The sequence below is a fragment of the Azonexus sp. R2A61 genome, assembly GCF_021401135.1.
Lineage (GTDB): Bacteria > Pseudomonadota > Gammaproteobacteria > Burkholderiales > Rhodocyclaceae > Azonexus.
The window spans coordinates 745,123-758,100 of sequence record NZ_JACBFO010000002.1 but is presented as its reverse complement, the minus strand read 5'-3'; the positions used below and the strand labels follow the sequence as shown (position 1 = coordinate 758,100).

Sequence of the window (12,978 nt, the reverse complement as noted above, 5' to 3'; positions counted from 1 at the left end):
TGAATTGGGCTCGGCAATTATTACGGCGCCAGGATAATTTCAGAGCGGAAGATGTCGCCGATGCGCATCGTCGCGGAAAGCCTGTCAGTCTCCACCACGTTTCTACCAATAAGCTGCGTCCAAGATACGTGTTTATTGTCAGCAAGATCCTCAACACTCGGCTTTTGCTCCAGTTCCTCTAGCGCCTCGCGGCAGACTCCTTGCCTAAGGATGACCTTCCTTACCGGTTCTTCATTCACCCAGATCTCGCGTGGAAGTTCAATAGGAATCTCCCGACCACGGAAATTTCCGTCGAAAACTAATCTTTGGCCAACTATGCTACGAATTTCTCTACGCGATTTCTGGTCCCGCTCCTCCACCATTTTTTTGCGCGCACTCTCTGCCCTTGCCGACGCAGCGCGTGTCGCATCAGGCCTACTTCCGAATGGTGAGGCAACTGACTCGGCGGTTACTTCAAATCCGGACATGCGAAGAACCCTGGATATTACGCCGCGATTCGCAGCATCTTCAGCATATATAAGTTGATCGGTTTCAACTTCAAATGGATCCTCTGGTTCAGGGTCAATAATTTTGAGAACACTTCCTGTACGCCCCTCAACACCAATGCTTAGGCCGCAAACCAACCGTTGCCCAGTATGGCTTGGTGGAAATCTGATCGAGCATTTTTGAGCAATCCCGCCGGTAGGCGGTGGTCCCTTAGTCCCGAGTTGTTTCTCGCTAAATTCGGAACCGGATTGCGTACCCTTGCACTCAATGATGTGCCACTTTCCTGCTGCATCGCGTGCGAGGAAATCTGGTGTTTTGTTCGGCCCGCGCTTCGCAGTTCGCCGTTGAGTCACTCCAACCATGGGAGCAATCCTCTCCATGAAGTATCTGCCGTCGACAATCTGTACGAGCGAAAGCTTGTCGCATAACCAAAGAATAGGCACGCCCATTCCAAAGTCGTCGCTCAGAATAGTCTTCTGATGCGCATCAAGTTCTGAATAGGTCTGCGTCAGACTCAAATCCGCTTGGTTTGAAATGGCCGCAAGATATCGTACCCATGCCCAAAACTCGCTTAGCGAGACGCCCGTAGACGAGGTCGGAGTCGTTAAGTACCCGATCATCATCAGCATCGCCGGAATGTTCAAGTTGTAAGAACTTAGGCCGGCTTTGAACGACTTGGGGAACAAGGGGGGTATGCCTGGATTGGGCCAGGTTGTTCTGTCAATGTGTACTTTGAGGATTCGATCCATTGGAGTCCCGCGATGGTCGCTGATAACGTCGAGCTTCGGTATATAACCCAGTAGCATACACGGAGTAACTTATGTCACGGTTGAGATCAATACGGAAATTCAGTGACGGAGATCGTCTTGGCGAAAAGAAGAAATAAACGAAAACGCAGTATTGAATCTTCAGTCGATCGGCCGTCCGAACAGCCCTTCGGTGGGCTGTCCCCCGAAGAGGGACGAGCCTACGCGCTAACAACTGCGATGGAACGTAAGTTCAAGGTGTTCTACTTTGTTCCTCATTTGCCCCAGAAAATAGAGGAAGCGAGCCCGCTGGGTTGGTACACCCCAGGGCTTCATGCCGCAGCGGACCCCCTAATGGTGGCGGCAACGCTTCCCGCCGACATTCGAGAACCGCACACGGATCGAAGTTCTGTGCTGGTTCAGCGCCTTTTTCGGGGAATCTGGCCATTTGTTACTCCAATCAGCATCGACGCGGTTGCTGAAGTCCATCGGATTGTTGGCACACCGTTTCAGGTCTTCTTGACCAACGATGAGACGGTGGCGGAAGCGGTTGACTTGGTTATTAAGGATGCCGAGGCGCCGGTTCTTCATGCGTCATCAATCCCGGGTAGTGGCCGCATTAGCATAAGAGATCTACTCACAGACGGTATCTCCAAGTACACGAGAGAAGTGCTGGATGCGCTAGCCAGTCGAGATGAGTGGAAAGTATTCGTGCGCCAAGCAAGACAACTCATATCGGCCGAACCGCAGGTTCGTCCGAGAAAACACCATCTTCAGGCTGGACAACACAACGTTGTGATGCCCAACGAGATCGCGTTAATGGCATTTGGCTGGAAGTTTCACCGAAGCAAGCCCATAAGCCAGCCTTTTATGACCGACAATAGCTCCGAGACCTACATAAGTCGAATTTGCGAAAGCGCCGACGCAGTAGCTGAGGAGCGCGAACGCTTACTCAAAGGCATGCCAAATGCGCCACAAGACCACCGCTACGTATTAGCTTTAGCAAGCGTCTACTGGGGGCACTACAAGGACTGGCGGGCACGAGTCCAAGAGATGGCACCAGAACTACGCGAAGACCTCAAGCTCGCTTATGCCTCAGTCGTACAGGCGAAGACATACTTCGACTGGATCAAGGTAAACGAGTTCGGCAAACCTGCAGTCGGGAAGCTTTACTTGGCCATAAACCAGCTGCGGGGGAATGACATGCGCGCCTTTACCGCCGGCTTGTCACTGCTTGCGGCAGCTTCTCTTGTTCCAGTGTTACGTCTTGAACCGAGGCTCCATTCGATTCGAGGTGACCTGAAGATGCTCGCAGACTGCACAAGAGCTGAAGCGCAGATAAGGATCGAGTGGAAGACTTCCCGTCTCATGACAAGGTTAGGACAAAAGATGCGGTCACTAATCGCCCCATCCTTTCTCCAGCGTATCGATGCGCCGGCAAGGAGCGGGCAAATCGAAGGCATGAAACTCGTAAGCGATCTACCGCTTGAGCTGTTACCCACCTACGGTCTTCCGTTGGGCCTTCGTTACGACACATCGCGCCTTAATCCACTTCCTGGGAACATGTTCCTGCAGCAGTGTTCCCTCCCTCCAATAGTGTTGCCACAAGAGAGCTTCGAGGAAATTCTCGTCATTCGTTCATTTGCGCCGGACGATCGGCTCAAACCTCTATTTGAGCGAGCGACCAGCATTGTCACAACGAACGAGCCAACTCAGAGGATACGGTATCGGATCGTTGACGTTGAAAATGAGGGTGAATTCGTTGCAGCTTTGAACGATTACGAGGGCGCGATTGTCGTTTTTGATTGTCACGGTAGATTTGACGAGACCTTGGGGATGGGCACGCTGGTTATCGGTGGTGCCTCCTTGAATCCATGGGATCTCAAAAACCGAATTCAAATGCCACCGATTGTTATGTTCAGCGCGTGCGACACCCAGCCCATAGATGGATCACATAGTTCTGTCGCCACTGCGGCTTTTGCGCTTGGGGCACGTGCTGTCCTCGCCACGATTCTCCCAATACGAGCGCTGGAAGCAGCAGTATTCAGCGGGAGGATGAGTTTACGACTCGCAGAGTTTGTTCCCGAGGCGCTTAAGTACAGGACGTTGCTCACTTGGCGCGAAGTTGTATCTGGAATGTTGCGAATGTCTCACTGCACAGAGGTGCTTCGCAGGCTAATGAGCCATGCTCGCTTGTCCCTAAGCAAAGACGAATTCCATAACGTTTTACTCACAGCAAACGTCGCAATCAATGGTCGCAAAGCTCACTGGTTTGAGGCGTTCTTGGAGGAGCTAGCGACTTGCTCGGGAAGGACTTTGGTTTCCCTGAAAGAGGATGTCGAAAGGTGGGCGGGGATGACCGAAGCAATGAAACACATACAGCTTGGTGCTCCTGAGAGCATTATCATCGTCGGGAAAAGTCCCGAACAGGTCCTTGCTGAGCGAGGACCAAATTCGGCGACCGCGTATGTGTAGCGACAGCATAGGGCGTTGGGCGGCCTCGTTTATCCACGATTCAGTCGCAGCAGAGAATAATGACAAATATATTCTCAGAATTAGGGACCTTAGTAGCACCGAGGTGCCAGCAGGGCATTCGATGAGAATAAGCTCCTGTGACCGTTGATGTGCACTTTGCGGCCGTTAGTGGCACTGGGTCTCAATGACCGTTCTGGCCGACAAGCAGCCTGTATTCCTTTTCAGATCGCTGCACCTCCGCCTGGCCGGTGTTCTATACACACTACTCACTCCACCGGCCTCGTATAACGGCATTTCGGAAACCCGCTGCAACCGTAAAACTCTGATCCAGCCTTGGGGCCGGTTTTCACCGTTCTCACCACCAGTTCGCTGGCGCATTTTGGGCAGTGGGTGGTGCTACTGTGTCGCTGATTCAGCGATGCCAGATGCGCCGATCTGGTTTCAAAGGACTTCACGAGCCCCTTGGGCATTTTCCCGGACTGGATGGCTGCCACGAATTGTTGGACTTCGGCGTCGGTGAGCAGCGTGGCCGTGTAGCGTTTGATGAAGCTGATGTAGCCGGAGCAGCGAACGTTGTCCGGCATCGGGGTCTTGAATTCGCATTCGCCCCAGAACATTACCAGCGAGATCAGTTTCGATTCGTCTACGCCCAGAAATTCCTGTAATGCTTTGGTATGGCGGTAGTTCTGGTGCAGCGGGTTCTGGAAACGGTATTTCTTGCCGAACAGGCTTTGCGTCCATTGGGCGCTTTTCGCGTCGCCGAAAATCCAGCCTCCCATGTTCTTGGCCTCAATGACGAAGATGCCGTATTTCGAGACGATGATGTGGTCGATCTGGGTGGTTCCGTTAGCGGTCTGCAGCGTGATGTTGTTCAGCGGGAAATAAATCTTCGGGTCGAGCAGCAGCTTCTGGGAAATCGCGCCGAGGGTTTCGCCGATCCAGCCCTTGATGAATGATTGCAGTGACATGTCGTTAGCGCCGTAGCGTGCCTTTGAGGTCGTAACTCCAACCAGGATTGAGGAAATCGACGGGGTGGGCATAGACCCAGAATTGGGTCCGCTTATCTTTCGGGAACAAGGCCAGCGTTCCGGTCAGTCGGCGATTGAGTCTGGAGAAATTGCAGCCGCTGAGGGTGACGTCCAGTTGCAGGACATTGGCGGCGAGGCTCGGGCTGGCGATGCCTTTCATGCGGCAACCGTTTTCGGGCGACGACCCCAGAATTTTTCCCTGTGGGTCGATGGAAATCGTTGTCTGAACGACTGCGTGGGCTTCCGATACCGGTTGCCCTTTGAAGCTTGCTTGATACTGTATCTGTCCCCGCCAGTCGCCATATGCGCTTGAGTAGGCGCTGTTGGCTGGATCGCCAATGATTTTCGGGCTGCTACCCCGTGGCGGGGCTGCACTTTCCAGCGTGGTGCAGGGCTTGTCGGTAAACAAGGTTTTGCCGTTTTCGACGCAGCGGTACTGCGCGATGGCAAAGGAAAAGGGCAACAATCCAAGGAGCGCGGCAATCGGGCGTTTCATGATGCAGGTATCTATCCGGGATGGGTAATGGTATCCCGGATGACGTCCGGCTAGCCCGTTTGTGGAAGCTTCGCAAATGCTCAGGGCTTTGATGCACGGAAACTTGCGGCTTGTTCATCCCCATTCCCAGATGCCGACTATACGTCCGGCGCACCGCCGCTTCTCGTAGAATCGGGCGATTACCGTGCCATTCAGGGATTCTTCAGCGATGACTACCCACGACCCCGTTCTCGATCTCGCCTGCCGCATGCCCAAGGCCGAACTGCACGTGCATATCGAAGGCACGCTGGAACCGGATCTCGCCTTCAAACTGGCCCGGCGCAACGGCATCACGCTGCCTTACGCCGACGAGGCCGCGCTGGCGGCGGCTTACGACTTCGACTGCCTGCAGTCCTTCCTCGACCTCTATTACGCCTGCGCCGACGTGTTGCGCACTGCCGACGATTTCCGCGATCTGATGCTGGCCTACCTGGAGCGTGCTGCGGTCGACAACGTGATTCACGCAGAAATCTTTTTCGATCCGCAGACGCACACGGCGCGCGGTGTGCCGATTGGCGACGTGATCGGCGGCTTCGTCGCCGGCATCGAGGCGGGCCGGGCGCGCTGGGGTGTCGATGCCAGCCTGATCCTGTGCTTTTTGCGTCACCTGTCGGAAGAGGATGGCCTGGCGACGCTGGCCGAGGCCGAGCCTTATCTTGAACACATCGTCGGCTTCGGCCTCGATTCGTCGGAGAAGGGCCATCCGCCGCGCAAGTTCCAGCGCCTGTTCGCCCGTTGCCGCGAACTCGGCAAGCCGGTGGTCGCGCATGCCGGCGAGGAAGGGCCGCCCGAGTACATCCGCGAGGCGCTCGATCTGCTCGGTTCGCAGCGCATCGACCACGGTGTGCGCTCGGTCGAGGATCCGGCGCTGGTCGCGCGGCTGGTGCGCGACGGCATTCCGCTGACCGTCTGCCCGCTGTCCAACATCCGGCTGTGCGTGTTCGACAAAATGGAACAGCACACGCTGGCCGACCTGCTGGCCGACGGGGCGAAGGTGACGATCAACAGCGACGATCCGGCCTATTTCGGCGGTTACATGAACGACAACATCCGCGCCGTGCAGGCTGCTTTCCACTTCAATGCGGCCGCCTGGTACCGGATGGCGCGCAACAGTTTCGAGGCAAGCTTCGCCGAGCCGGCGCAGAAGGCAGCGTGGATTGCGCAGCTGGATGCGGCTTTTGCGGTCGACGGGTAAAAATCGCGAATTTTCGGTGTCGACCGCAGTGGGATACGTCTGGCGGCCGATGCCGAACCCGATGGTGGCGGCTCCGCGCGCTTGCTTGCCTGTCAATGTCTACTAATCGTTTGATAAATTAGTCGTTACTAGTCGTTACGCCCAGGCGCCTCCGGAACAGGCTTTCACCCGCCGACCGCCACGCCGAACAGCCGGCCGATGCCGAAGGTCACGCCGGCTGCCGCCAGGCCGATGGTCAACTGGCGCAGGCCGGAGAACAGCGGGTGCTTGCCGGTGAAGACCGCAATCGCCGCGCCCAGCGCGAACAGGCCGGCGGCGGAAGCAATCAGGCTGGCCGGCACGATCTGTTCGCGGGCAACCAGGAACATCGGCAGGGCCGGCACCAGCGCGCCGACCAGGAAGACGAGGAAGGACGACAGCGCGGCGCCCATCGGCGAGCCGCCCAGATCGTCCGGGTTGATGCCGAGTTCCTCGCGAACCAGCGTGTCGAGCGCCGTGTCCTTGTCGCCGATCACCCGCGCCGCGATCTGTTTCGCCTCTTCCGGCGCAAAGCCCTTGGCCTGATAGATCAGGCGTAGTTCTTCCTGCTCTTCGGCTGGTACCTCGGCCAGTTCTTCGGCTTCGCTGGCGATCTGCCTTTCCTGCAGTTCGCGGGCGCTTTGCACCGAAATCCACTCGCCCATCGCCATCGAACAGGCGCCGGCCAGCGTGCCGGCCAGGGCCGTGGCGAGTAGCACTTGCGGCCCGGCGGCCGAACCGGCAACGCCCATCAGCAGGCAGAAGGTGGATACCAGCCCGTCGTTGGCGCCGAGCACCATGGCCCGCAGATTGTTGGCGGCACCCGCGCCGTGCCGGCCTTCCAGGCGGGAGTAAGCGCTACCGTTCCAGCCCTGGCTGGAGCGGCTGGCGAGCAGCGACAGCAGGCGGGCATGCGAGCGTTCCTGGGCCGGCAGCGAGGTGCCGGCGGCTTCCCCTTGGCGGTCGTAGACGCTGCGGTTGCGCGTTTCGTCGTCGGCCACCAGCGGCAGCACGCTTTGTGCGCCGAAGCGCCGGCTGGCCGCGATCAGGAGCCGCGCTCGCCAGCCGATGCCGGTGGGCACCCGGCCGCCGGCCTGCTCGATGCGTCGGCGCCAGAAATCGGCGTGGCTTTCCTCGACCTGGGCCAGGCGCCGGTAGACTTCGGCGATTTCCGTTTTCGGCTCGTGCTCGGCCATCGCCCGGTACAACGCCGCGCTGTCGGTTTCGTCGCGAAAATTGGCGATGAAGCGTGCAACATCCTGTTTGTGCGGCATCTCTTGTTCCCGTCGTCTGGCGCGTATTCGGCCCATTTTGCGCCGGATTTCGAGAAATCGCCCGGCGCCGGGAAACGATGCCTACCACCAGACCAGCGGGTAACGCCGCGAGGCCGGCAGATTGTTGACCAGCAGGGCCACCAGCATCAGCAGCAAAGGGCCGACGGTGGCCGGCCACACTATGTACCAATAGCCGAGACGCTCGATCTCGGCGCTGCCCAGCGTGGCGATCAGCGCCGTCGCGCCGCCCGGTGGGTGCAGGGTCTTGCTCAGGTGCATCAGGGCGATGGCGCTGGCCACGGCGAGCGCCTGGGCGAGCATCGGTACGGCATGCAGCAACTGCCAGCAGAGCACGCCGACGGCGGCCGAGACGATGTGGCCGCCGAGCAGGTTGCGCGGCTGGGCCAGCGGGCTGCGCGGCGCGCCGAAGAGCAGCACCGCCGAGGCGCCGAACGAGCCGATCAGCAGATGCAGTGCGTAGGTCTGGAAAAACAGCTCGCCGAGGCCGGCCAGCAAGCCGATGCCGAGCAGCGCGCCGAGCCAGGACCAGAAGATTTCCGAGTTGCTGACGCGCGGCGGGCCGCCCGCCGTGGTGCCGCGCCATTTGCGGAAATAGGCGCGCCAGCCGCGTTCTTCCCCGCTCATGCGTTGCCGTCCCGACGGCCGCGCAGGCGGGCCACGGCGTGCTGCCAGGCCAGGTGGTAGATCAGCCGGAAATCCTCGGTGCTGATGTCGATGTAGCCGGGCATGTGCTGCATGGCGTCGAGGATGTCCTCGTCGGACAGCTCGGGTTCGTGGTCGGCGTCGATGGCCGCCGGGTCGATGGTGTCGTCAGTCATGGTCGGCGTTCTCCAGGGGCGGGGCGACGGGGATCAACGCGGCCGGGTCGAGCAGCAGGTCGGCCAGGGTGTAGCTGTCGAGCACCAGGAACATCGCCTGCAGGGCTTCGCCGAGCACGCCCTTGAGCCGGCAGGCGCCGTCGATGCGGCAGGGGTAGTCCTTGCCGAAGCAGTCGGCCAGCGCGAAATCGCTTTCCGTCTGGCGTAGCACGTCGCCCAGCACGATTTCCCGCGGCGCCATGCCGAGGCGCAGGCCGCCGCCTTTGCCGCGCACCGTCTGCACGTAGCCGCAGCGCCCGAGGTGCAACACCACCTTCATTAGATGGCTTTCCGAAATGCCGTGGCCCTGCGCGATCTCGGCCGTGCTGGCCAGGCGGTCCGGCTGCGCGCCGAGGTAGAGCAGGACGCGCAGGCTGTAGTCGGAAAAGGTGCTCAGGCGCATGGCGGATCGATAAGTGACATTTGATATGTTGATTATAGGCAGGCGGCCCGTTACCATAAAGCGGAATTTTTAATTCCACTTAAAGCATTTTCATGGCTCATCCCCCGAAGCAACGAAAAGTCATCGACATCAAGGCCGTCGGCGATGCCGAAGGCAAGGTCTATCCGCGGTCCGTAGACGGCCCTTTCACGCGCTGGCGCTGGGTTTTCGTGTGGCTGACGCAGCTGGTCTTCTACGGCCTGTGCTGGATTCCCTGGGATGGCCGGCAGGCCGTGCTGTTCGATCTGGATGCGCGCAAGTTCTACCTGTTCGATCTGGTGCTGTGGCCGCAGGACACCATCTATCTGGTGATGCTGATGATCGTCGGCGCGCTGGCGCTGTTCCTGTTCACCGCCGTCGCCGGCCGCCTGTGGTGCGGTTACAGTTGCCCGCAGACGGTCTACACCGAAATCTTCCTGTGGATCGAGAAGCGTATCGAGGGTGAGCGGCCGCAGCGCATCAAGCTGGACGGCCAGCCGTGGAGCGCCCGCAAGCTTGCCATCAAGGGCGCCAAGCACCTGGCCTGGGGCGTGTTCGCCTTATGGACCGGCATCACCTTCGTCGGTTACTTCGTGCCGATCCGCGAGCTGGTCGGCGATCTGCTCGCCTTTTCGGCCGGGCCGTGGGCCAGTTTCTGGGCGGTGTTCTATGCCTTTGCCACTTACGGCAATGCCGGTTTCCTGCGCGACCAGATGTGCCGGCAGATCTGCCCGTACGCCCGCTTCCAGTTCGTCATGCTCGATCCGGATACGCTGATCATCGCTTACGACAGTCAGCGTGGCGATGCGCGCGGGGCGCGCCCGAAGGGCGTCGATCCGCAGACGCTGGGCCTGGGCGACTGCGTCGATTGCGGCATCTGCGTGCAGGTTTGCCCGACCGGCATCGACATCCGCAACGGCCTGCAGAACGAGTGCATCGGCTGCGCCGCCTGCATCGACGCCTGCGATCAGGTGATGGACAAGATGAACTACCCGCGCGGCCTGATCCGCTATTCGACGGAGAACGCCATCGCCCAGCGCTATACGCTGGGCACCGTGCTGCGTCGGGCGCTGCGGCCGCGGGTGCTGGTTTATGCCGCGCTGCTGATCGGCCTGACGCTGGCTACCGCCTGGTCGCTGGCGACCCGGCCGCAATTGCGCATCAACGTCCAGAAGGACCGTAACGTGCTGTCGCGTGAGGCCGACGACGGGCGCATCGAAAACAGCTATCAGTTGCAGATTCTCAATGCCGGGCATGTCGCCCGCTCGCTGCAGGTGACGCTGGACGGCCGTCAGGAACTGGCGCTCGGCGGCGCAGTCGAGCTGACGGTGCCGGCCGGCGAATCGGCATCGACCACCGTCGTCGTCCGGGCCGAGCCGGGCAGTCTGCCGGCCGGCTCGAACGCCATCGATTTTACGGTCCGCGATGCCGTCGACCCTGCCATCGAGGCGCACGAGAAATCCAAGTTCTGGATGCCGTGAACGCGCCCCGGTAGCGTTTCAGGATTCGTCGGCGATCGGGAAGAAGCGGTCGTAGATCAGGTTGAAGACGTAGGCGTAGGCGACGTAGGACAGCGCCAGCCCGATGTCGGCGATCAGCGCTTCCAGCCAGCCCATGCCGGTCCAGGCCATGATGATCGGCAGGCTGACCAGCAGCAGGCCGGTCTCGAAGCCGAGCGCGTGCACCACGCGCAGCAGGGCCGGCCGGCGGTCGGCGGTACGGCCGGTCAGACGGCCCTCGATCCAGTCGAAGCCGGTGTTGTAGGCGGCGTTCCACAGCGCGGCGATGGCCGCGATGATGGCCAGCAGGCCGAGCGAGTCGGTCAGCGGCACGCCGCTCAGCCAGACGAAGGGCGGGGTGATCAGCAGCAGGCCGCCGACCTCGAACAGGGCGATCTGCCGGATGCGATCCGGCAGGCTTCTCAATTTGGGTTTATGGCTCATGGTCAGGCAGGCCGGGGCCGGCGGCGACCTTGTCGCGCACCGGCCCCGGTGTCGTGTTTCCTCGGATGGGTCAGGCTTCGGCCGCTTCCTTGGGCAGCAGCAGGTTGAGCAGCACGGCGAGCACGCCGCACAGGCTGATGCCCTGCAGCGAGAAGCTGCCGATGGTCACGCCCAGGCCGCCGATGCCGGTGACCAGCGTCACCGAGACGATGCACAGGTTGCGCGCGCTGGACAGGTTCACCTTGGCGTCGAGCAGCGTCTTCAGGCCGATGCCGGCAATGGAGCCGAAGAGCAGCACCATGATGCCGCCCATCACCGGCATCGGGATGGTCTGCAGCAGCGCGCCGAACTTGCCGACGAAGGCCATCAGGATGGCGAAGCCGGCCGCCCAGGTCATCACCACCGGGTTGTAGTTCTTGGTCAGCATCACCGCGCCGGTCACTTCGCCGTAGGTGGTCACCGGCGGGCCGCCGAACAGGCCGACGACGTTGACCGCCAGACCGTCGCCGAGCAGCGTGCGATGCAGGCCGGGGCTTTCGGTGAAATCCTTGCCGGCCACCGAGCCGATGGCCAGGATGCCGCCGACGTGCTCGACGATGGGCGCGATGGCCACCGGGATCATGAACAGGATGGCGGCGAGGTTGAATTCCGGCGTGCCGAATTCCGGCAGGGCGATCCAGGCGGCGTTGCTGACCTTGCCGAAATCGACGATGCCAAGGAACAGCGAGACAACGTAGCCGACGGCGACGCCGACCAGGATCGGCACCAGTTTCAGCAGGCCGCGCGCGCGGATTGCGGTCAACATCGTTGCCAGCAGGGAAATGGCGGCGACGGCGATGGCCGTTTCGTAGGGCACGACCTGCGCGTCGCCGGCCTTGCCGGTGGCCATCGAGACGGCGACCTGGGCCAGGCCCAGACCAATGACCATGACCACCGGACCGATGACGACCGGCGGCAGCAGCTTGTGGATCAACCCGACGCCGCGCCATTTCACCAGCCCGGCGGCGACGTAGTAGAAGAAGCTCGCCGAGGCCAGCGCGCCCAGCGTCGCCGGCATGCCCCAGGTCTGCACCGAGTAGATCACCGGCGCGATGAAGGCGAAGCTGGAGCCGAGGTAGATCGGCACCTGGCGCTTCGTGCAGAGCTGGAAGATCAGCGTGCCGACGCCCGCGCCGAGCAGCGCCAGACTGGGGTTGAGGCCGGTCAGCAGCGGCACCAGCACGGTGGCGCCGAAGGCGACGAAGAGGATTTGCGCGCCGGACAGGGCGGTGCGCCAGGTGGGGGCGGTGGTGGTGGTCATGCTTCCTTGGTTCCGAAGATTTTGTCCCCGGCGTCGCCGAGGCCCGGGATGATGTAGCCGAGTTCGTTGAGATGGCTGTCGACGGCGGCGGTGTAGACCTCGACGTCCGGGTGGGCCGCCGTCATCGCCGCGATGCCTTCCGGCGCGGCGACCAGCACCAGCGCCTTGATGTGCTTGCAGCCCTTGCGCTTCAACATGTCCACGGTGGCGACCAGCGAGCCGCCGGTGGCCAGCATCGGGTCGATGATCATCGCCAGCCGCTCGTCCAACTGGCCGACGAAGCGCTCGAAATAGGGCTCCGGCATCAGCGTCTCGTGGTTGCGGGCGATGCCGACGACGCTGACCTTGGCGTTGGGGATCAGGTCGAGCACGCCGTCCAGCATGCCGATGCCGGCGCGCAGGATGGGCACCACGGTGACTTTCTTGCCCTTGATCTGGTCGATCTCGACCGGGCCGGCCCAGCCTTCGATGACGACCTTCTCCAGCTCGAAATCGGCGCAGGCCTCGTAGGTCAGCAGGCGGGCCAGTTCTGCCGCCAGTTCGCGGAATTTCTTGGTGCTGATGTCGCCTTCGCGCATCAGGCCGATCTTGTGTTTGACCAGAGGGTGGCGGACTTCGATCACCGGCATGAGATCCTCGCGTGCTTTCGGTAAAAGGGTGAAGGGTAATTCATCGGCCA

Annotated in this window: 13 protein-coding genes; 3 read left to right on the top strand and 10 right to left on the bottom strand. The window is 60.9% G+C overall.

Features of this window, described 5'->3' with window-relative positions:
* Positions 1–20: 20 nt before the first annotated feature.
* The gene (locus L0962_RS08605; RefSeq protein ID WP_234085955.1) at positions 21–1,235 is read right to left on the bottom strand and encodes a hypothetical protein; all 1,215 of its coding nucleotides are present in this window, start codon (positions 1,233–1,235) and stop codon (positions 21–23) included.
* A 102-nt stretch (positions 1,236–1,337) separates the two neighbouring features.
* Here L0962_RS08605 and L0962_RS08600 point away from each other — a divergent pair, with 102 nt between their 5' ends.
* Positions 1,338–3,707, top strand: coding sequence for a hypothetical protein (locus L0962_RS08600; protein ID WP_234085954.1), 2,370 nt, complete (start codon positions 1,338–1,340; stop codon positions 3,705–3,707).
* A 266-nt stretch (positions 3,708–3,973) separates the two neighbouring features.
* Here L0962_RS08600 and L0962_RS08595 read toward each other — a convergent pair whose 3' ends face one another.
* Together L0962_RS08595 and L0962_RS08590 are read right to left on the bottom strand one after the other, a co-directional pair.
* Positions 3,974–4,675, bottom strand: a complete 702-nt coding sequence (locus tag L0962_RS08595) for a nuclease-related domain-containing protein (RefSeq protein WP_234085953.1) — start codon at positions 4,673–4,675, stop codon at positions 3,974–3,976.
* Between the two features lie 4 nt (positions 4,676–4,679).
* Entirely contained in the window at positions 4,680–5,231 is a 552-nt protein-coding gene (locus tag L0962_RS08590; RefSeq protein WP_234085952.1) for a DUF4124 domain-containing protein, read from the bottom strand.
* Positions 5,232–5,439: 208 nt separating this feature from the next.
* Between L0962_RS08590 and L0962_RS08585 the strand changes: the two genes are divergently transcribed.
* Positions 5,440–6,465, top strand: a complete 1,026-nt coding sequence (locus L0962_RS08585; protein WP_234085951.1) for an adenosine deaminase — start codon at positions 5,440–5,442, stop codon at positions 6,463–6,465.
* A gap of 164 nt (positions 6,466–6,629) precedes the next feature.
* Here L0962_RS08585 and L0962_RS08580 read toward each other — a convergent pair whose 3' ends face one another.
* The 4 genes from L0962_RS08580 to L0962_RS08565 form a co-directional block, all read right to left on the bottom strand.
* Positions 6,630–7,757 (bottom strand): VIT1/CCC1 transporter family protein, encoded by a 1,128-nt coding sequence (locus L0962_RS08580; RefSeq protein ID WP_234085950.1) that lies wholly within the window; start codon positions 7,755–7,757, stop codon positions 6,630–6,632.
* 81 nt (positions 7,758–7,838) lie between these two features.
* Positions 7,839–8,402 (bottom strand): HPP family protein, encoded by a 564-nt coding sequence (locus L0962_RS08575; RefSeq protein ID WP_234085949.1) that lies wholly within the window; start codon positions 8,400–8,402, stop codon positions 7,839–7,841.
* Positions 8,399–8,596: a hypothetical protein gene (locus L0962_RS08570; RefSeq protein WP_234085948.1), complete on the bottom strand. Its 198-nt coding sequence runs from the start codon at positions 8,594–8,596 to the stop codon at positions 8,399–8,401. Before L0962_RS08570 ends, L0962_RS08575 begins: the two co-directional genes overlap by 4 nt.
* On the bottom strand, positions 8,589–9,038 hold the full coding sequence (locus L0962_RS08565) for an Rrf2 family transcriptional regulator (protein WP_234085947.1): 450 nt from the start codon (positions 9,036–9,038) through the stop codon (positions 8,589–8,591). Before L0962_RS08565 ends, L0962_RS08570 begins: the two co-directional genes overlap by 8 nt.
* 92 nt (positions 9,039–9,130) lie before the next feature.
* Between L0962_RS08565 and ccoG the strand changes: the two genes are divergently transcribed.
* Positions 9,131–10,537, top strand: coding sequence for a cytochrome c oxidase accessory protein CcoG (gene ccoG, locus L0962_RS08560; RefSeq protein ID WP_234085946.1), 1,407 nt, complete (start codon positions 9,131–9,133; stop codon positions 10,535–10,537).
* Between the two features lie 18 nt (positions 10,538–10,555).
* On the opposite strand, the gene L0962_RS08555 is transcribed toward ccoG, so the two are convergent.
* From L0962_RS08555 to upp, 3 genes are all read right to left on the bottom strand, one after another.
* Positions 10,556–10,999 (bottom strand): PACE efflux transporter, encoded by a 444-nt coding sequence (locus L0962_RS08555; RefSeq protein ID WP_234085945.1) that lies wholly within the window; start codon positions 10,997–10,999, stop codon positions 10,556–10,558.
* A gap of 70 nt (positions 11,000–11,069) precedes the next feature.
* A complete protein-coding gene (locus L0962_RS08550; RefSeq protein WP_234085944.1) occupies positions 11,070–12,299 on the bottom strand; it encodes a uracil-xanthine permease family protein in 1,230 nt (409 codons plus the stop codon).
* On the bottom strand, positions 12,296–12,928 hold the full coding sequence (upp, locus tag L0962_RS08545; RefSeq protein ID WP_234085943.1) for a uracil phosphoribosyltransferase: 633 nt from the start codon (positions 12,926–12,928) through the stop codon (positions 12,296–12,298). Before upp ends, L0962_RS08550 begins: the two co-directional genes overlap by 4 nt.
* Positions 12,929–12,978 lie beyond the last annotated feature (50 nt).